The organism is Parafilimonas sp., assembly GCF_047606085.1.
In the GTDB taxonomy this organism is placed as follows: Bacteria; Bacteroidota; Bacteroidia; order Chitinophagales; family Chitinophagaceae; genus Parafilimonas.
The window spans coordinates 1-20,225 of sequence record NZ_JASGEX010000063.1 but is presented as its reverse complement, the minus strand read 5'-3'; the positions used below and the strand labels follow the sequence as shown (position 1 = coordinate 20,225).

General features: G+C 42.3%; 13 protein-coding genes and 1 pseudogene. 6 read left to right on the top strand and 8 right to left on the bottom strand.

What is annotated here, in order from left to right:
- Positions 1 to 112 precede the first annotated feature (112 nt).
- Positions 113 to 1,630 (bottom strand): RagB/SusD family nutrient uptake outer membrane protein, encoded by a 1,518-nt coding sequence (locus tag QM629_RS05905; protein WP_415158168.1) that lies wholly within the window; start codon positions 1,628 to 1,630, stop codon positions 113 to 115.
- A gap of 62 nt (positions 1,631 to 1,692) precedes the next feature.
- Positions 1,693 to 4,779 carry a SusC/RagA family TonB-linked outer membrane protein gene (locus tag QM629_RS05900; protein WP_415158166.1) on the bottom strand — a complete coding sequence of 1,029 codons (3,087 nt, stop codon included), beginning with the start codon at positions 4,777 to 4,779 and terminating at the stop codon, positions 1,693 to 1,695.
- A gap of 646 nt (positions 4,780 to 5,425) precedes the next feature.
- On the opposite strand from QM629_RS05900, the gene QM629_RS05895 reads away from it, so the two are divergent.
- A complete protein-coding gene (locus tag QM629_RS05895) occupies positions 5,426 to 6,199 on the top strand; it encodes a DUF2911 domain-containing protein (RefSeq protein ID WP_415158165.1) in 774 nt (257 codons plus the stop codon).
- 135 nt (positions 6,200 to 6,334) lie between these two features.
- On the opposite strand, the gene QM629_RS05890 is transcribed toward QM629_RS05895, so the two are convergent.
- The 3 genes from QM629_RS05890 to QM629_RS05880 form a co-directional block, all read right to left on the bottom strand.
- Complete coding sequence (locus tag QM629_RS05890; protein WP_415158164.1) at positions 6,335 to 7,867, bottom strand: DUF4832 domain-containing protein; 1,533 nt, start codon at positions 7,865 to 7,867, stop codon at positions 6,335 to 6,337.
- Positions 7,868 to 8,061: 194 nt separating this feature from the next.
- Entirely contained in the window at positions 8,062 to 8,928 is an 867-nt protein-coding gene (locus QM629_RS05885; protein WP_415158163.1) for a PKD domain-containing protein, read from the bottom strand.
- A 96-nt stretch (positions 8,929 to 9,024) separates the two neighbouring features.
- Positions 9,025 to 10,503, bottom strand: coding sequence for a RagB/SusD family nutrient uptake outer membrane protein (locus tag QM629_RS05880; protein ID WP_415158162.1), 1,479 nt, complete (start codon positions 10,501 to 10,503; stop codon positions 9,025 to 9,027).
- 97 nt (positions 10,504 to 10,600) lie between these two features.
- Between QM629_RS05880 and QM629_RS05875 the strand changes: the two genes are divergently transcribed.
- Entirely contained in the window at positions 10,601 to 10,903 is a 303-nt protein-coding gene (locus QM629_RS05875) for a hypothetical protein (protein ID WP_415158160.1), read from the top strand.
- Here the strand turns inward: QM629_RS05875 and QM629_RS05870 are convergent.
- Positions 10,900 to 13,899 (bottom strand): SusC/RagA family TonB-linked outer membrane protein, encoded by a 3,000-nt coding sequence (locus QM629_RS05870; RefSeq protein ID WP_415158158.1) that lies wholly within the window; start codon positions 13,897 to 13,899, stop codon positions 10,900 to 10,902. The genes QM629_RS05875 and QM629_RS05870 overlap by 4 nt on opposite strands.
- A gap of 453 nt (positions 13,900 to 14,352) precedes the next feature.
- On the opposite strand from QM629_RS05870, the gene QM629_RS05865 reads away from it, so the two are divergent.
- Positions 14,353 to 15,219: an EamA family transporter gene (locus tag QM629_RS05865; RefSeq protein WP_415158156.1), complete on the top strand. Its 867-nt coding sequence runs from the start codon at positions 14,353 to 14,355 to the stop codon at positions 15,217 to 15,219.
- 323 nt (positions 15,220 to 15,542) lie between these two features.
- Here QM629_RS05865 and agaR read toward each other — a convergent pair whose 3' ends face one another.
- Complete coding sequence (gene agaR / locus QM629_RS05860) at positions 15,543 to 16,328, bottom strand: transcriptional repressor AgaR (RefSeq protein ID WP_415158154.1); 786 nt, start codon at positions 16,326 to 16,328, stop codon at positions 15,543 to 15,545.
- 154 nt (positions 16,329 to 16,482) lie between these two features.
- Here agaR and QM629_RS05855 point away from each other — a divergent pair, with 154 nt between their 5' ends.
- From QM629_RS05855 to QM629_RS05845, 3 genes are all read left to right on the top strand, one after another.
- A complete protein-coding gene (locus QM629_RS05855) occupies positions 16,483 to 17,670 on the top strand; it encodes an SIS domain-containing protein (protein WP_415158152.1) in 1,188 nt (395 codons plus the stop codon).
- Positions 17,671 to 17,857: 187 nt separating this feature from the next.
- On the top strand, positions 17,858 to 18,811 hold the full coding sequence (locus tag QM629_RS05850) for a carbohydrate kinase family protein (RefSeq protein ID WP_415158150.1): 954 nt from the start codon (positions 17,858 to 17,860) through the stop codon (positions 18,809 to 18,811).
- A complete protein-coding gene (locus QM629_RS05845; RefSeq protein ID WP_415158148.1) occupies positions 18,808 to 19,623 on the top strand; it encodes a class II fructose-bisphosphate aldolase in 816 nt (271 codons plus the stop codon). The genes QM629_RS05850 and QM629_RS05845 overlap by 4 nt, the downstream gene beginning before the upstream one ends.
- 153 nt (positions 19,624 to 19,776) lie before the next feature.
- On the opposite strand, the pseudogene QM629_RS05840 reads toward QM629_RS05845, so the two are convergent.
- A pseudogene (locus QM629_RS05840) lies at positions 19,777 to 20,225 on the bottom strand (hypothetical protein); the annotation flags it as partial.

Here is a 20,225-nt window from a genome sequence, read left to right as displayed (position 1 = left end):
CTTGCTTTGGGAGCAGTCCAATTATAGTACTGGCATTAAAACAAAAACCGCCCCAATGAATGAAGCGGTTTGAAAATACACCCCAGATCAGAAGCTTGTGCTTAATGTTATATCAATAGCCCGTATTATTCGGCAGCAGGTTGGGGTTAACGTCAATTTCCTGCTGTGGCACGGGAAACAACAATTGCTTTTCGGCAAAGGTTGCGCCTGCGGTAGTGGTATGCCCTATAAAATCATCCCAGTTGCCTGTAACATCGTTATGCACTTTGCGGGTGCGGATCATATCAAACCACATTTTGTTTTCAAAACATAATTCATAATAACGCTCCAGCCATACTTCCTGTTCAAAATCTGCCTGGCTCATGCTGCCTATGGGCGCAAGATTGGCCCTGGTCCTGATGGCGTTTACGTAAGCAATGGCATTGCTGTTGGGGCTGCCTTCCGCCCGGTTGGATGCTTCTGCATACATAAGATAAACATCGGCCAAACGATATAAAGTATAATTCAGATCAGACTTTACCGTGCTGGTAACTGCAACAGAATCGAACCATTTGTATATGTAGTGATGAGAAAAATATACTGTATCTGTGGCCGGCGCTTTTCTTTTGTATTTACTGTAAAAGAATTGCCTTTCCTGCGCCCTTTTATCACCTGCAGGGAAGGAAGCATAAAACTCGTCAGTAGGATAAACAGAGCCGTATTCATCAGAATATTCTGATATGCCGGAATAGTTTGGAATGGTAAGCGGCGTTAACGGGTTGGTAGAAGGCACGCTCGCTGCATACTGCACCTGGAAAATAAATTCACCTGTGTTTTTATTGGCCGGGTCTATCATATCGGTATATGCAGGAAACAGGCTGTAGCTGCCGCTTTGAATTACTTCAAGCGAACGTTTTGCTGATTCTGCATAATACGTATCTCCGCCATTTATAGCAGCGCCGGCATAAGTGAGATATACATCTGCCAGCAGGGCTTTTACTGCGCCCATAGAAACGCGGCCTGTATTATCGCTCCACGCAAGTGTGGATACTTCTGCGGTTAACAGGTCGGGGATGATAATGCTGTCGTATATATTTTTTGCCGGCGACCTTGATAGTTTCAGGTTGTTGATATCTGTGGGAACAACCGTTACATTCGGAACAGCGCCATACATTCTAACCAGGAAAAAATAATACAGGGCGCGCAGCGTATGCACCTCTGCCAGCATGTTTGTTTTATCGGCATCCGTTAAATCGGAGGCCGTAATATCCGGTATTTTCTGAATAGCCAGGTTGCAGGCGCCGATGCCTTTATACAGGTTTTGCCACCATGTATCAAAATAAAATGAGGTGGCATTGTAAGCCAGGGTTTGAAAAGTTACAAAGCCTGTTTGGCCCAGGTCGCTGCCAGATTTGCCGGTAACAAACTCCATGAGGTTCCAGGTATTGCCGCCGTAAGAAGACGACTGGCCGCCCAGCATGCTTCCCTGCAGGTTTTGGTAGCCGGCATCAGCAAAAGCGCGGGCTACCTTGCTGCTGGATACATTTGATTCCGGCGTTAAAAAATTGGTTGGGTTTTCTTCCAGGAATTTTTTGCAGGAGCAGGCAAGCAATAGCAGCATGGCCATCCATATATTTTTTGTTGATTTCATCTTATTTATTTTTCATTAATGATTGATGATTTTCTTCGTTGCTTCATAAAGCCATATTGTTTTTAAAATACAAGCGATACGCCCAGATTCCAGGTGCGTGGGCGGGGATAGGCAAAGAAGTCTAAGTTTTGAGAGAAGGAGCCATTGGCGCCGTATCCGGAATTGAATGTATCCACTTCAGGATCGTACCCTGTATATTTTGTAATGATGAACAGGTTTTGCACGCTGGCATAAAAACGAAGCTTCTGGATTTTCGCTTTGGCTGCGGAAGGCGTATGCACCGTATAGCCCAGCACAAAGTTTTGCCCGCGTATAAATGAGCCGTCTTCCACCCACCAGGTATCAAAGTGCGAATCCTGCGCATATTTATAATTACGCACCTGCGAAATCATGGTGTTTTGATGGTCGGGTGTCCAGGCATCTAACACGGTGGCAAGGCTGTTGGCAATGGTTTGCCTGTCTTCGGAAGAGTGCTTAAAGTTTGCGGCTGTGTTTACACCTTCCACAAAACGGATATCAAAGCTAAAGTCCCAGTTTTTATAGCTCATGCTGCTGCTGAATGTGCCCGTCCATTTAGGATAAGCCTGGCCTATAATGCTGTAGTAGTTGCTGCCATCATCGTTATAAATATATTTCCTGTCGCCAGTTTTTAAACCATGCTCGGCTGCTTCATCCGCTTCTTTATCGCTGTAAGTGCCCAGGCGTGTCATGCCATAAAACGAACCAATAGGCTCGCCTACCCGGATGATAAAATTCTGTCCGAGAAAATTGGGGCCCGGAAAAATATCTGCATTGCCATCATTCAGCTTCAGCACCTTGTTTTTGTTGGTGGCAAAAATGAAGCTGGTAGTCCATGTAAAATTTTTTCCTTTAATATTCTCCGTGGTAAGGTTTACTTCCAGGCCTGTATTTCTTACCGATCCTATGTTTCTGTACACGTTAGCATTTACGAGCCCTGCAGACCAGGGAATCGGAGCCTGCAATAACAAATCTTTTGTATCGCGTGTATAAAAGTCGAGGTTAAGACTGATGCGGTCTGCAAAAAGCCCTAATTCAAGGCCGGCATCCAGTTGCAATGATCTTTCCCATTTAAGATCGGGGTTGCCTATATAGCTTGGCAGTAAAGTGGATTGAGAAGCATCGTTCAGTACCGTAGTGCTTGGCTGTATCTGTGCAATGGAAAGATACTGCCCTATTTCCTGGTTGCCCGATACGCCATAGCTCGCCCGGAGTTTTAAGTTGGAAATGGAAGCGTTGTTCTTCATAAAATCTTCCTCAGATAAACGCCATGCTGCGCCCACTGAAGGAAAGAACGCATACTTGTTGTTCTCGCCGAATTTGGAAGATCCGTCATACCGGCCCGTAGCTGTAAAGAAATACTTGCCGGCTATATCATACGTGGCACGGGCAAAGTAGGAATTCATCGTCCATTGATAATCCTGCGATTCATTGGCGCTTCTTACAGAACCTGCCTGCTGGTAATGCCACTGGAATATATCATCAATAAAGTCCTGTGTTTCTGAACGTACTCTTTCATTATTGTATTTCTGGAATGATATACCCAGCAGCCCGGTTAATTTCTGGTTCCCTTTAAAAGTTTTATTGTAGGTAAGGTAGTTTTCACTCTGCCAGTAATAAGTGGAATACGCATTTATATTGGCCACGCCGCCCTGATCCTGCGAAAGGTGCGCCAGTTGCTGTGATGAATAAAAGTTATTTTTCTGCGAGTTTACATTATACCCGAAATCCGTTTTAAAATCAAGGTCTTTGGTTACATGAAACAGCAGGTAAATATCACCCAGCATCTGCATATTGTTGTTGAGGGTATATCTGTTTTTGGCAATGTTAACCGGGTTAGGGCCGCCTTCCAGGCCTGCTATATCATTGTTGCCCGCCCATGTGCCGTCAGGATATTTTACCGGTACAATCGGCACTTCTTCGGTAACCATTCTGGGTACATTTAAAGAGCCGTTTGCATCAGACACCATCCGCTGTGTGCTTTTTATCACATTGATATTGCCGCCCACCTTCAGCCAGTTGTTCACATCATTATCCAGCGTAAGCCTTGCGGAATAACGCTTGAACCACGATTCTATCATCAGGCCATTCTGGTCAAGATATCCCAATGAAAGGCTGTACAACGACTTCTCGCTGCCGCCCTGGAAGTTAAGCTGGTGGCTTTGTGAGAAGGCAGGCTTATATGTTTCTTTTTCCCAGTTGGTATTATACAGCGGCTTATCGTTGGCATCAAACAGTAAGGGAAAGTTGTTATGGTTTAATGCCATGGGCGGTGTTTGCACGGCTCCGTCGGGGTCCCATTTAGCGCCATTGGCATAAGCCAGGTTATATATTTGTATGAACTCATCAGAGTTAAGTGTTTTTAAATGCCGGTACAGGTCCACCATATTCACGTTGCCGTCGTAAGAAACAGTGGTGCCGCCTTTTCTTCCGCGTTTGGTGGTAATAATGATCACGCCATTAGCGCCGCGGGCGCCAAAGATGGCCGTGGAAGAAGCATCTTTTAATACCTCAAGTGAAGCCACATCGTTCGGGTTGATTGAATTAGGATCAACGCCAATAACGCCATCCACCACATACAACGGGTCTATATTGGAATTAATGGAGCCAATGCCACGCACCCGCACTTTTGCTCCTGCGCCAGGCGCATTGCTGTTAATGCTTACATCCACCCCCGCCACTTTGCCCTGCAGCGCCTGGGAAACATTGGGCGCTGGTTTATCCATTAACTGGTCTCCTTTCACGGTAGCCACAGCGCCGGTGAGGTCTGATTTTTTCACCGTGCCATAACCAATTACCACCACTTCATTTAAAGTAGAAGCCTCATTATCGGCCAATAGCGTTACGGTTATGGTTGACTGATCGCCTACCGCAATTTCCTGCGCTTTCATTCCAATATAATTAAACACCAGCACAGCGCCTGCACCAGGCACATTAATGGAAAAATTGCCCGAGGCGTCGGTTGCCGTGCCGCCGGATTGATTTTTAATTTTTACGGTAACATTAGGGAGGCCGTTTTGTGCGCTGTCGGTTACACGGCCTGTTATGGTTTTTGTTTGGCCTGCGGCCATGTAAAAACAGGAAAGCAGGCAAACAATAAGGCCTGCTCTGATCTGCGGGATTTTCTTCATGAACAAGGTTTTTTGAAATGAATAAAAATTATTAAAGAGAATGCCTGCAACGATTATGAATGCCAGGAAAAGCATACGGTTGCTGCATATTGTGTGCAATTGAATAAACTATAAGAAATACATATACTATTTAATTAATGCATTGTATCAAACCAGGATTCGGAACGAACCCTGGTTTCAAATCAACCTGCAGTAATTAATCAATATTATTTTCGCTGGCTTAAATCTTTCAAGGCTTGTTTACAATAGAAAAAGATTGAACATAAGCGGGGACTAAATCTTTCATGATCGGGAATTTTTAAGTATTAGCAATTTTATCGTAATAAGAACATGCAATCGAAAATTAGTTCGTTGGCTACTAATTGCAGGCAAATGTAGTTTGTATAAAAAAAATATCAGGCATCAACTTATAAACCTTTTTAGGTAATTAATGCACATGTAAAAATTGTATGCAGCGTTTTTAAAGCAATTATTGACAGCGGTTATTAATGTTTGTGTCCAAATTGGTTTTATTGTTACCGGAGCTGTAAATACAGTTGCCGAAAGCTTTTTATCTTGCAGCAAACAATTTATGATTATATGAAAAAAATCCTGCTGCCGCTAATGATTGTATTAGCCTGTAATGTAGTATCTGCCACAAGTACCGTTGCCGCAATTAAGCCCAACGGCAACGGTTGTGCAAAATTTTGGGATCGGCAAAATAACGCTGGTCTATTCAAGGCCTTCAATAAAAGGAAGAACGTTATTCGCAGAAAACAGCGCTCTTGCCCCGCTTGGTAAGCTATGGCGCACCGGCGCCAACCAGGCAACACGTTTAACCTTTTCTGAAAAAGTAACCTTTGGCGGGAAGGCTGTTGATACAGGTTCGTATGCGCTTTACACTATTCCCAATGCGAATGAATGGGAAATTATTTTGAACAAAGGGTTTAACAACTCTGGTACTGACGGGTATAAGGAAAGCGATGATGTGGCGCGCTTTAAAGTGCCCGCTGTAAATGTTCCCGGCTTAAATATGGAAACATTTACCATAGAGCTTTTAAACATTACAGCCGAAAGCTGCAACCTTATGCTGATGTGGGGTAACACAATGGTTGCTGTTCCTGTTACAACAAATTTCAAAGACAAGTCAAGGGCGAGTATTGAAGCCGCTTTGAAAACTGATAACAAACCTTATTGGCAGGCTGCCGGTTTTTATTATGAGTATGAGAAAGATTATGCAAAGGCATTGGAGAATGTGAATCAGGCCATCGAAACTAATAAAGATGCATTCTTTATGTATATGCTGAAAGCACGTATTCAAAAAGAGCTTGGCGATAAAACCGGCGCTAAAGCCAGCGCAGAAAAAACGATAGAACTTGCTGCTGCTGCAAAGAATGATGACTATGTAAAACAGGCAAATGATTTGTTGAAAAGCCTGTAGTTATAATTGATTAAAATTAATTTTCTAATAAAGGGCAGCCGGTAAGGTTGCCTTTTTTGCAGCAGATATCCTTTTACAGTACACTGCTTTGCGAAAGAAGTTTGACAGGTGTGTGTCTTTTAAAACATCAGCTTCTTACTGTATGGTTATTGTTACATTGAGTTTATTATAGCCTGTTGCTTCTTCCCAAACATTATCGTTGGCAAAACGTATTGAATATTCAGGCATGTTTGCAAGGGAAGACGCTGCATCAGGCAGGTTCAACAACAAATCATAATCACCGGCAGGCATACTGTTATCCGTAATAATTTTTATGTTGACGGAATGATTGCCGGTGTACCATTTTCTAACATCTTCATTTACATCAAATGTAAATTCTTCCTTTGTTGATTGATTGCGCATGATAACCTGCAGTGGCCTTTCATTATAAGGCGAAGCATAACCAACATTATTTATATCTAATGCAAAGGCGAGCTGCATGCCTGCTTTAACCGGTGCCTCCGGAAAAACCCCATCGCGCAAAACAAACCTGTAGCCAAGATTCTTTTTTATAGCATCCATGCAGCCTTCGGTTTCCCAGTCATTATTTACATCGTTGTTATAAGCACTGTTTAAAAAACTATAATGCATGTTGGCCATTTCAGTCTGCGCTTTGCCGCTGTTCTCACAATTATTTTCAGGGCTATAGGTATCATCGCAGGTTTCACCGCCTACAACCGTGTATTTTCCATCGGCGGCTGCGTATGTATGTAATATGGAATAGGCATCTCCGCGTTCTGTTGAGGAGTTGCCGTAGTCATCATAGGTACCATAATCGGTTGCTGATGAAAGAAAGCAGTCGTTATGAAAACCGATGCGTGCAATGTCGCTGCCACTAAAAGCTTCTGTTTCTGTTAACGCCGCGGATGAAGTGGGTGCATCAACACCATACACATACCGCTGTTTCATTTGTGGTGTGCGCACCTGTATCATGCGGCTTTGCGGCAATGCATCGAGCAGTGCCTTTAAAACTTCACTTTTATCGCTCCAGTTCTCGTCTGATAATTTTCCACTACCATTAGAAGAAGGGTCGCCAAAATAATCACTGTAATAATTTTCACCCCAAGTGCCAACAAAACCCATCTGCATACAGGCGATTACATCTGCATTATCCTGCAGCAAAGATTTTAGTTGTGCTATATGGGCCAATACAATACTCTTTGGCGCATCGCCATAAGCCGGGCAAATAAAACCTTCCGGGCAGGCGCCGCTGTTAGCTGTAATAGTATAACAAAAACGAAGAATCAGCTTCATGCCTGCCTCACGCGCTGAATTAAAGTCGGCGCTTATATTATTCAAAACATCCTGCGTTAAATCCTTATTGGTAAAACCATCCAGGATTATATTTCTAAACACTAATGTGCTGTAAATTTTATAATTGCCATCGCTTGCCTGCTGCAAGGTGCGCCAGGTTTTCATTGTTGCTGCATCAAGCGGTTCATAATTTGATACATACGTTTCTGTTGCATAATAAAACCCCCGTTCCGGGTTGGCAAAGTCGTCATCGCTTTCATCGTAATAAACGGTGTCGGTTGCAGGTGGCGTGTAGAGTACGGGATTGCCGATCTTGCTGCACTGTGTAAGAAAAATTAGCAGCGCAGCAGCGCAGGTAAGTTTTATATTATTCATAAAATTACAGGAGTTTAATTGCCGGTTGGTTAGATTTTAAACAAGAATGCCTGCTACCAGTCAGTGCCCCCCGACCGGAAAATCAGGTAAGCGGCGAAAATTTGAAATGCATCCCAACAGCCGGGCATTATAATTAAGTTGTTGTTTTGTATAGCTTCCTGGTGTATTCACCATTTTAAAAGCTTCAGGCATACTTACTCGCTCATATCCAGGTAAAACGCACTGCTGCCCTCGTCAGGTGAGTAACCGATAGTGGCGCTCCAGTCGCTTGCGGCTACCTGTACGCCTATTCTTAACCCTTTGCCGGTTAATCCTTTTATCTTGCTCCTGCTGAGCGCAAATTCAAACTTTTGAACACTGCCGCTTTGCTCTATAGTTCCTATTTTATAAAACTCGTTCAGGCTTTGATACGTCCAGCTAAACGCAGACTGGGTGGCGCCGGAAAAATAGTATGGGTCGAGCCAGCCGCCGAGAATACTGCCTTCCAATAACACATCGTAAGCGCCATCCGGAATTCCGCCTGTTGTATAACCTGTCGTCAGATCCAGGTCTGCATCTAAATATAAGTCGTAAATATTGCCTGCGGCCTGCGTGGTGTTCTGCTCAAAACAGATATATACATAATTGGCATCATAATCATATTTGGCTGTAATGAAATTGCCTGATTTTGTTCCGCCGGTTACCATATTATACGCAATCGTATCCCAGTCAGACAGCGTATTATCGTCAAGCTTTATTCCTGAAACCTTGGCTATATTTATTACGGTTGACGCCTCGCCTGTAACGCCTGCGGATGTTGTGGCATATAAGGTTGGCACATATTTGCCTTTGCCCGGGTACGTATGCACGGGGCTTTCTTCTGTTGAAGTGGTGCCATCCCCAAAATCCCATGTGTAACTAACGGCATCTTCAGATGCGTTGGTGAATGTTACCGTTGCCCCGTCAATGCTTACACTGTAAAATACAAACGGCTGCGGGTTATCCGAATCTTTTTTGCAGGAAGAAAAATTAGCGGCGGCAATTAATGCGGCAATTAAAATGGTAAGATTTGTTTTTTTCATTGTAATGATTTTATAAACCTGCTTTGCTAATTATTTTTTTGATGCGTTTGTTATTGGCCCGATGCTTTGAAAGCGTTTGACCAACATTTGGGCGCATTACGGGTTTTGCGTGCACAACGTATTGCTTTGTATTTCGTCAATCGGTATGTAATAAATAATGCGGTTATCTGTTGGCTCAATAATCATATTATCATACCCTGTTGGCGTTTTTGAAAGGTCAATATCCGTTTCCTTCAGGCCGGGCAAATGATAACCCCAATAGACCCGGTTCAGTTCTTTATTGTTACGGTAAACATCAAAAATTCGCTGGCCTTCAAAGGCAAGCTCTATGCGCCTTTCATTCAACACAACATCCAGCAAGGTTGTTCCGGCCGGAATGGTGCCGTTATATAAGCTGCTTTCCAAACCGCGGTTCTCTCTTATGACATCCACATCATCCAATGCCGCTTTTGTATCGCCTTCTTTTGCTTCAGCCTCTGCGCGGTTTAAATACATTTCTGCCAGGCGGAACATGATGGGGGAACTTAATGTGGGGCTGCCATCCTGGAAGGAGAATTTGCTGATGTAGTAGGTTTCAATGCCGTTCTTTTTTGTAATGCCGCCACTGCCATCTTCCAGCGGTACAATATAATCCCAGCGCACATCTTCCTCATGCCCGCTCATTAAATCTCTCAATGAGGAAGTGGCAAATTCTTCGCCCCAGCCGCTGTTACCGTCGCTGTAAATCATGGAAGCGATAGAGCCGAATTTGCCATAATCTTCATTAGAGGTAAACGCAATACAGAAAATGGTTTCAGTGGCGCTCGCTGCATTGGCAAACAGTTGCGGAAATGTGGTTGCCGTTGTTAATGAAAACCTGCCGGAGTTAATTACTTTGGTTGCATAAGCCGCTGCATTGGTATTATCATCCATATATAAATACACCCGGGAAAGCAGCGCTTCGGCGGCTTCTTTGCTGGCATATTGAACACCGCGTGATGCATCCATTAATTCCTCGGCTTTTAATGCATCGGCAACAATCTGTGCATACACTTCTTCTACGGTTGACCTTGCTTTTTCTGAAGGGTCGCTGGTAGATGTCCTCAATATAATTCCGGCAGATGACTTATCCTGCGTGTAAGGCCTTGCGAACAATTTTACGAGGTTAAAATGTGCAAGTGCCCTTAAAAAATAACATTCGCCCAGCAACTGTTTCCTGGTGGCATCATCTGTTGACTCTTTTTCCACTGCTTCAATAACGGTGTTGCAATCATTAATTATCTTATAAGAGATGTACCAAAAATACCTTGTGTTGGTTTGTGTGGGCGAATGGTCTAAGCTAAAGCTGTAGTACAAAGGGTCTGTTGTTGTTTGTGCGCAAACAATATCATCGCTGGCAAAATCTGATAACTGGAAATACTGGCGCAGGTACATATTATTATCGTCGGATGTGCCATTGAACTCTACATGGTCTTTAAACAAAGCATAGGCGCCGTTAACCGCATTGGTCAGGCCTTCTGTTGTTGAGGTAAGCACTTCTGTTGTGATGGAATCGCTTGGCGTTACATCTTTAAGGCAACTGCTGAACGTTATCATGCACAACAGTATTGCAATAAAGCCCCCTCCGCCCCCTAAAGGGGAAACTATAAACTTCCTGATTGTACTGCAAATGCTAAGAAAAACTGACGTTGTTATGCTTAAAAAGAATGGTGATTGTATTTTTTGTTGTGATAATGATGACGTCATTGCGAACGCAGTGAAGCAATCTGATTGGTTATGGTTTGATGTTGTTATAGTTTGTGATGATTGCAATTTAACGTTGCTCACATCTTCAGGCAGCCTGCTTTTGCAGGATTCAGGTTGCTTCGTTCCTTGCAACAACGTTGAAGTACGCTGCCATGAAATACTGCCGTACAAGGGAGTGACACAACAATGTTTAATCGAAGCATCAACTGCCGGTAACATAAAAATCTTTTTTATTCTCTTCATGGCTTAAAATTTTACGTTGATGTTTAATAAATACTGGTGGTTGTTTGGATATTTAAAATCGCTTACACCTGGTGTTGTATAAGTGGCTGAAACAATGGTGGTTTGCGGGTCCTGCCCAAGAAACTTTGTGAAGGTGTAAACATTATCGGCAGAAAGCGCAACGGCAATATTTTGCAGGCCAAGCCTCGTTGCGAAACTTTGCGGCAGGTTGTAACCAAGCGTGATGTTGCGGATGGAAAGATAGCTGCCATTCTGCAGGTATCGCGTTGAAGTTTCCGTTGAATTGGCTGCATTTTGCGGGCTTGGATTGGTAGCTATATCGCCCGGTTTTGTCCAGATGCTGTACCCTTTTGGCAATACGATTTGATTGTAGTAAGGTTCGTTGCCATCATTCATTACAAAGCGCAGGGCATTGCTGAATACTTTATTGCCATAAAGAAAATACAGGTTGGCGCTTAAAGAGAAATTTTTGTAGGTAAATGTATTGGTAAAACCGCCCTGTCCCTTTGGCAAGGCTGAACCGGCTTCCTGGTAAGTGGCGTTTGCATAGCTTGAGGTTGTTTCTCTCGCGGTAACGTTGCCATCTGCATCTTTTGTAACTACTTCCCATAAAGGCGCGCCGGTTTGAGGGTCAACGCCTTTCCATACAGGCATATAAAATTCATACAAATTACCCCCGTTGCGGTATATCTGTGAAATGGACCATGTGGCGCCTGTTTTTACAAAGCTTGCGGGCAGCTTCTGCAAAGTATTGGTATTAAAGCTGATGTTGAAATCAGTTGACCATGTAAAGTTTTTGCTTTGAATATTAATGGTTGACAAAGTGATTTCCAGGCCTTTGTTTTCAATTTCGCCGGAGTTCTCCCATCTTGTTTCAAAGCCAACGGACAAAGGCTGTGATACCTGCAGCAACAAATTCTTTGTAAGGTTTCTATACAGGTCAACGGATAAGGAAACATGTTTAAAGAAACTGATGTCAACACCAACGTTAGTTTGATATTTGCTCTCCCAGGTTAAGTTGGGGCTTGGCAATTGCGAAGGTGTTGCAGCAGACTCACTATTGTATTGGCTGGTTAATGAATATAAGCCAAGATAACGGGAGGCGCCAATATCCTGCGTGCCGGTTATACCAAAGCCGGCGCGTATTTTTAAAAGGTCTATTACAGGGTTGTTTTTTAAGAAACCTTCATTGCTTACCAGCCAGCCAGCCGATATGGCGGGGAATGAACCGTAGCGCTTGCTTTCCTGGAAGGCGGTTGAGCCATCAATACGGTAAGAACCGGTAAGAAAATACCTGTTTTTATAGCTATAGTTAACCTGCGATATATAAGATACCAGTGCAGACCGGTCGTTGTAACCACTTACGCTAAGGTTGCTTGATACAACATTTAATACGCTTAAATTAAAGGGCAACCCGCGGCCGGTGGCGCCAAGCGTTTCTGTTTTGCCGCCTTCAAATGCAACGCCGGCAAGGCCGCTTAGCTGGTGCTCGCCAAACCTGAAACTGAATTTTAAAAGATCATTTGAAATGCCGCTGTAATTTAAGGTGCTGCTTTCATCCAGGTAACCTGTTCCATTATACTGGCCTGCCACTTCAGCCGAGTAGTAATTGGTGCTTTTGCCATAGCTTGCGCCAATACGGTTGGTGCTTGAAAAAGTTAACCAGTTGGTTATTTGATAATTGAAATTGAGATCATAGTTTACATCAAAACTTTTGTAAGGATGATTTGAATGGTCAATGGTATGCAAAGGGTTTATTTTATCGCGGCTCCACCATTTAAAGGTTGAATTGCCATCAACATAAACAGGCTGGCCTGTGCTGTCGTAAGGATCATCCCAGGGCATGTTTAAATAAGCATAATAAATATCATTGTAATCATAGCTTTTGCCGGTAATGCCGCTTATATTAATAGTATTGGTTAAAGATACTTTTGGGCTGAAATGCAAAGTTGACGATGCCCTTAAATTAAGGCGCTGGTATTTTGTATTCTTAAAGGTGCCATCCTCATTGTAATAAGATGCGCCGAAGTAATAATCATTTTTTTGTGTTTTGCCGGATATAGAGATATAATAATTCTGCATAAAGGCAGGGCTGAAGATTGTCGCCATCCAGTTGTTGTTTTGATACTGCAGTTCCCGCGGCCGCTCGTCATAAAATTTCAGCAGGTCAATTTTATAGGAATTGCCTGAATCGCCGGGTATATAATCGCGGTAAAATTCCTTCTGATAGTTGTACAGTTGCTCACCGTTCATCATATCAAGATTGCCAAAATCAGGCGTGCGAAAACCTGTAGTGGCTTTAAATTCAAAGGATGTTTTATCCGTTTTTGCTTTTTTGGTGGTAACCACAATTACGCCGGCATTGGCCTGTGAGCCATACATAGCCGTTGCAGATGCATCTTTTAAAACAGTGATGCTTTCCACATCATTCGGGTCGAAGTTGCCGCCTATTATTCCATCAACTACATACAGGGGCGACTGCGAAGCATTAATAGACGATATGCCGCGCAACCTTATTTCTGCACTTGCCCCGGGCAAGCCCGAACTGTTTACTACCTGAAGGCCGGCAACTTTGCCTTGCAGCATGCTGCCCACATCGTTGGTGGTTACATCTTTTAGTTTACCCGCATCAACAACGGCAACGGCACTGGTAAGCTCTCCTTTCTTTTTATCGCTGTAGCCAACTACAACTACTTCACCCAGGCTCTTATCGGTTTCAGCAAGCTGTATGATAATATTATTATCGCCGGCATTTATTGCAACCTCCTGCGATGCAAAACCAATAGAACTGGCTGTTAAGGAAAAAGCCCCGGATGGCGCCTCAATTTTGAAATGGCCGCTATCATCTGTAATGAATGATTTCCCATCTTTAATCATAATGGAAGCCTTGCTTACCGCGTGCTGATTGGTTGCTGAAACAACCCTGCCTTGCAATGATCTTGTTTGCGCTGAGGCAAAAAGTGTTGAGAGTAATAATAAAGGCAATAACAAAATTTTTTTCATTCGTACAAGTTTGTTTTTTCAATGGTCTCATGGAACGCCCTGATGTACATTCCCCTGTGTGAAGAATATATTTTACATGGGCGTTTCATTCGTGCATATTTGTTTTTTCAGATGTCTCATGGAACCTCGCTATGTACATTCCCCCTGTGTGAGAAAAAATTATCATGCTCGGTTTCATTCGTATAATTTTTGTTTTTAATTGCCCCATGTAATTCGCTGCAAAAACGGTATAGCCTTTATGGCTAATTTAAAAATTTGCAGCGCATTTCATAAGCATTTTCTTAAGTAGCGATGTATGTAAATATCCAGGTATAAAACAGCTTCGTTTCCAGTTCAGCTTCAAAAACCGTAAGGCTAAATATATAACAAATCCAAAGATAACGAAAGAAATAATAACAAAATAAAATATTAAAAACTTTTTTATGGTTATTTTTAGCCAATAAAATAAACAAAATGATTAAGTCAACCAGGCTGTGGCTGTTTTATGCAATTATTACAACAATATTTTGGGGAGTATGGGGCGCATTTATTGAAATACCGGAAAAGGCAGGCTTTCCTGCAACATTGGGTTACGTTGTATGGAGTTTAACTATGGTGCCCTGCGCCCTGGTGGCTTTGAAGATTATCAACTGGAAGCCCGAAACCGATAAGCGCTCCGTATTGCTTGGCTTAACGGTTGGCATATTGGGCGCCGGCGGGCAATTGATTTTATTTGAAGCCCTGCGCGAAGGGCCGGCCTATATGGTGTTTCCGTTAATATCGTTGTTTCCTGTACTTACCATTATTTTATCTGTTGTGTTTTTAAAAGAACAAACCAATAAGAGGCATTGGGCTGGTATTTTACTGGCCATTATTGCAGCGGTATTTTTAGCCAACCCGAAATTATCAGGCAGCGAAACATCCGGCAATAGCTGGCTGTGGCTTTCGGTAATTGTTTTTATTATGTGGGGACTACAGGCTTACGTAATGAAGTTCAGCAATAGCACGATGAAAGCCGAAAGCATATTTATGTATATGGCAATTGGCGCTTTACTGTTATCGCCTTTTGCCATCTGGATGACCGATTTTTCGCAGCCTGTCAACTGGGGTTTTAAAGGACCTTACCTGGGGTTCATTATACAAATTCTCAACTCTATCGGGGCGCTTACTTTGGTATATGCCCTGCGTTACGGCAAAGCGATTATTGTTGTTCCGTTATCGGGATTATCGCCTGTAATCACTATCATTATTTCATTAATTATTTATGCTGTTTTTCCTGGAACGGTTTTATTGATTGGATTGATAATGGCTGCGGTGGCGATTGTGTTGCTGAGTGAGTGATGTGTTTTATAATGGTTTCCCGATTCGTTTACACCTCCAAAAAAAGATTGTGCAAAGTAGTTTACAAAAAGCGCTTCACTAATAAATCTTGAAAAGGAATGGCACAGTAATGCTGCGAATGAATTTTAACCCGGTTTGACAAAAGAATTGGCACTTTAAAAAAGCAGCCATTTATTGGAAAGCCATCATCTTCTAAACCCGATGTAAGAACCGTTTTGTAGCAAGATATAACCGCTTGTATTATAAATTCACAAACAATACCCTGGTTATATTAAACATGTATGATATGAGGGGCAACCCGGAGAAAAATAAATATAGCTAACCTATTCCGCTATCAGCACTTCAATCCCTGCATCTTCCAGCCGCTTCTTATCGTCTGCCTCAATACCTTTATCCGTTACCACTTTTTTAATCTTATCAAGCCCGCAGATAAAAGCCAGGCTTTTTCTTTTAAACTTGCTGCTGTCGGTTACCAGTATCACCTCTTTGGCAATCTCAATCATTATTCCGTTTAAATGCGCCTCGTCAATATTGGGCGTGGAAATACCTTGTTTTGTATCAAAGCCATCGGTGCTTAAAAAAACTTTGTCAACAAAAAAGTTCCGCAGGTTTTTTTCGGCTAACGGCCCTACCAGGCTCATGGCATTTTGCCTTAAGTAACCGCCGGGAATTATTACATTTACTGTTGGGTAGGCAGCAAGCAGGTTGGCTATATTCAGGGCATTGGTTATTACATTCAGGTATTTTATGCTGCCAATATTCTTTACAATTTCCGCCGTAGTAGTGCCGCTGTCAATAATTATAGTATCGCCGTCATTAATTAAAGAAGAAGCAAGCTTGCCAATAGCAGCCTTCTCCCCGGCATGAATTTTATTTTTATCCGTAATGCGTTGGTCAATTCCCACGTGGTTTTCTGTATGTATAGCCCCACCTCTTGCGCGCACCAGCAAATTTTTTCTCTCCAGGTGCTCCAGGTCGTTGCGAATCGTTACCTCACTCACGCCAAATTCCTTGCTTAACTGCGTTACCATCACTTCGCCCGTTTCTTTTATATGCTCCAGTATTTTCTTTCGCCTTGACACGGTAAACCTTTCTTTTCTTTCAGCCATAAAGTAAAATTTAAGCTAATATATCAGAATTTTCCATAGCAGGCAAGTTTGAACTTTACTTATTTTTAATTAGTAAAGAAAGATTTTGAAGAAAAAAGAAAGATTTTGAAAGATAAGTATATAATCATTACTTTTGTTTTACAAACCTTCATTCATGCAACTGCTCGGTCTCCAGCAAAGTTATTTAGAAAAAAAAAGTGCCCGGTTAACTGCCTGCGAAATTGCCGGCCAGCCGGAATTATGGGAGGCAACCGAACAATTGTTTCTTGAGCATAACAGCGGTATGCAATCATTTCTTAACCGGGCATATAAAGAAGCCGATAATATTATTTTAACCGGCGCCGGCACAAGTGCTTTTATAGGCCTTTCCCTCGAAGGCGTTTTTTTCAGGCATACAGGTATTCATACAAAAGCAATTGCAACGACCAATATTGTTTCGCATCCGCAGGATTATTTTAACAAGGATCATACCTCATTCATCATATCTTTTGCCAGAAGCGGCAATAGCCCCGAAAGTTGCGCTGCCCTTGAACTGGCAGACAGGTTTTCAAAAAAATGCATTCATCTTATCATTACCTGCGATGAAAATGGTGCACTGGCGCAATATGAAACCGCGAATCCAAAATATGTTTTTGTATTGCCAAAAGCTGCAAACGATAAAAGCCTTGCCATGACAGGCAGTTATTCGGGCATGCTGTTAACCGGGTTGATGATAGCGTACATTAATCAGCCTTTAACCATTAAGGTACAAACACAACTGGTAATTAAAGCAGCACGGCATATTTTATCAGGTGCGCTCACCACTTTGCAGGAAACTGCAGCGAAAGATTTTAAGCGGGCTGTGTTTTTGGGCTCCGGCAATTTATTCGGAACCGCAACAGAGGCTTCCCTGAAGCTGCAGGAATTAACCGATGGAAAAATTATTTGCAAAGAAGATAGTTATCTTGGCCTTCGCCATGGTCCAAAAGCCGTAATTGACGAACAAACATTGGTGGTATATTTTTTCAGCAATAATAATTATGTAAAACAATATGAATATGACCTTGCCGATGCCATGAAAAACGGGAACCATGCTTTATACGAGATAGGCATCAGTGAAAAAAAAGAAGATGCTATTGCGCTGGATGCACAGATAAATTTTGGCTTTGATGGAGAACAAATAGATGAGGATTTTTTGCCGGTATGCGCTATCGTTGCAGGCCAGATACTGGCTTTTTACAAAAGCCTCAATTTAGGCTTAACGCCCGATAATCCATCCATCAACGGGGCAATCTCAAGGGTTGTGCAGGGGGTTACTATTTATCCGGTTGAAGAAGGGAAGACTGCAATAAACAATAGTTAAATATTCCTGGCTTTGGTAAATATTATATTCATGAATACGCCGGAGCCTGGTTGAATAACAGGTGAAAAATTGAAGATTACTTCCCTGCAAGGGTGGGATAAAAATAAAAAGTCGGGATGCACCCGGCCGTTTTCTTCAATATGCAGGGAGGCGATGAATTTATTTGCTGATAAAAAAACTTACAACTGTGCAGGTAAAAAAATTTGATGTACTGGTTACAGGCGAATTAAACATTGACCTGATATTAAGCGGGCTTCAGCAGCTTCCCGAAACAGGCAAAGAGATTCTTGCAGCCAAAATGGTTTACACACTCGGCAGCAGCTCAGCCATATTTGCATCAAACCTAAGTGCGCTGGGCGTTTCCGTAAATTATTGCGGGTGTATTGGTAATGATGATTTTGGTAAAAAAATTCTTGATGACCTTGTTGCGAAAGGCGTAGGCATCAACAATATTATCCGCAGCAATACACTTGAAACAGGCATTACGGTAGCCTTCAATTTTGAACAAAACCGTGCCATGGTTACCTATCCCGGCGCCATGAATGAGCTTAGTGAAAAAGACATTACAGATGCTATGTTGTGTAACGCAAGACATCTGCATGTAAGTTCTGTTTTTATTCAGCCTGCATTAAAACCCGGCCTTGTAAAATTATTTAAACGTGCAAAAAATGCAGGGCTAACCACATCACTCGATCCGCAATGGGACAGCTATGAAAAATGGGATTGCGACTGGGAAAATTTATTGCCGAATGTTGATGTATTCCTTCCCAATACAGAAGAATTAAAAAACATAACAAATAAAAAAAATACAGATGAGGCAATAGCGGCCTTAAAGGATTTTGCCAACATCATTGTTGTAAAAAACAGTGTTGAAGGCGCCATTGCTTTTTATAAAAAGGAAGTGATAGAACAGCCTGCGTTTATCAATGATGATTTTGCTGATGCCATTGGTGCGGGCGACAGTTTTGATGCGGGTTTCATACGCCAGTTTATCCGGGATAAATCTTTAAAAGATTGCGCTGAAATGGGCGCAATATGCGGTGCTCTGAATACTACAGCGTATGGCGGAACAACAGCTTTTACCGACCTGCATTCTATAAGAAAGTTAGTGCAGAAAAAATTTAATTATACCATACAATGACGATGAAAGAAAAGCTGGCTGCATGCACCAAAGAGGGTAAAGCCCTGCTGGCAGTTAACTTCTATAATTTCGAGACATTAAAGGGATTGTTGCTGGCAGCAAAACAAACCGGCAGCAGCCTTATCCTCCAGTTAAGTGAAAGTTCTTTGCAATACCTTGGCCTTAAACCGGCCATCTCTATGGCAAAAGTTATGCTGGATGAATTTGGCGTGGAAGGTTGGGTGCACCTTGATCATGGCAGCAGCATTGAAATAATTAAGCAATGTTTAGATGCAGGTTTTGACAGCGTGATGATAGACGCCAGTGAAAAACCCTTTGATGAAAATGTGCGCATCACAAAAGAAGTTGTAAAAACAGCAAGACAATATAATGCGAATGTGGAAGCTGAATTGGGCTACATAGCCAAGCTGAACCAGTCGCATACATTTGAGCCAACAAGCGCTGATGATGCCAAACGCTTTGCAGAAGCAACAGGCATTGATGCGCTGGCTATTGCAATTGGCAATGCCCATGGTTTTTATAAAGAAACGCCAGCACTGCATATTGACAGGTTGAAAGAAATACGCGCCGCAGTGAATTGTGCGTTGGTACTGCATGGCAGCAGCGGCATACCTGATGAGCAGTTAAAAGAAGCAATACATTGCGGCATCGGCAAAATAAATCTTGCTACGGAAACCAAAAATACTTTTATAAAAAAGCTGCAATCTTTACTGCCCGGCAGTGATGAAATTGATTTAAGAAAAATATTTCCGAAAGCTATTGATGAAGTGAAGGAATTGATTGTGAAAAAGCTGCATGTTATTAATAGCTAAATGTCGTATAGCATAACATAGGTAACACTTTTCGTGTATCGTTAAGAATGCTGCACGTTTGGGGATGCCCTTAAGGGCGGTTAAGGCCCCAAACTGTAGCAAGACATAGGTAACACTTTTTCTTTTTTAGCTCTTTGACATATAGCAAGAAGATTACCAGTCAATCGCATTTATGGTATAAGTAAATACCTGTTTTATTTGGCCATTTTGCCGAATGATCAACGAATGGTTATGGATGTTTATTTCCGCTACTACATAACTGTATTTTAACTCCGGCTTTAGTGTGAATGATTCGTTTGGCAGATAAAGCTTTAAATCGCTTCTTATAAAGCGGATATAATAAACACAGCCTTTTTCAAGGGGTATTTTTATTTCCAATCCTGCTTTAAGAGATGGCAGATGTTCAGTTTCATTGTAATAAACTGCTGGCAATAATACAGCCTTCATTTCATTCGGTGTTTTATGCCCTTGTGAGCTATAGCGATGATTGCTGTTATGAAAATTTATGAAAGATTGCTCCTGTGCAGATAAGTCATCCAGGCTCTTAAACGTATGTGCCTGCAAAAATCTTTTTTGATAAGTGTGGTTAAATTTTTCAATGA

Coding starts and splice junctions, on each gene's coding strand:
- QM629_RS05890 (WP_415158164.1), bottom strand. CDS start 7,867: ATGAATAATATAAAACTTACCTGCGCTGCTGCGCTGCTAATTTTTCTT.
- QM629_RS05845 (WP_415158148.1), top strand. CDS start 18,808: ATGACGATGAAAGAAAAGCTGGCTGCATGCACCAAAGAGGGTAAAGCC.
- QM629_RS05880 (WP_415158162.1), bottom strand. CDS start 10,503: ATGATAACGTTCAGCAGTTGCCTTAAAGATGTAACGCCAAGCGATTCC.
- QM629_RS05905 (WP_415158168.1), bottom strand. CDS start 1,630: ATGAAATCAACAAAAAATATATGGATGGCCATGCTGCTATTGCTTGCC.
- QM629_RS05865 (WP_415158156.1), top strand. CDS start 14,353: ATGATTAAGTCAACCAGGCTGTGGCTGTTTTATGCAATTATTACAACA.
- QM629_RS05885 (WP_415158163.1), bottom strand. CDS start 8,928: ATGAAAAAAACAAATCTTACCATTTTAATTGCCGCATTAATTGCCGCC.
- QM629_RS05900 (WP_415158166.1), bottom strand. CDS start 4,779: ATGAAGAAAATCCCGCAGATCAGAGCAGGCCTTATTGTTTGCCTGCTT.
- QM629_RS05870 (WP_415158158.1), bottom strand. CDS start 13,899: ATGAAAAAAATTTTGTTATTGCCTTTATTATTACTCTCAACACTTTTT.
- agaR (WP_415158154.1), bottom strand. CDS start 16,328: ATGGCTGAAAGAAAAGAAAGGTTTACCGTGTCAAGGCGAAAGAAAATA.
- QM629_RS05855 (WP_415158152.1), top strand. CDS start 16,483: ATGCAACTGCTCGGTCTCCAGCAAAGTTATTTAGAAAAAAAAAGTGCC.
- QM629_RS05875 (WP_415158160.1), top strand. CDS start 10,601: ATGCTTAAAAAGAATGGTGATTGTATTTTTTGTTGTGATAATGATGAC.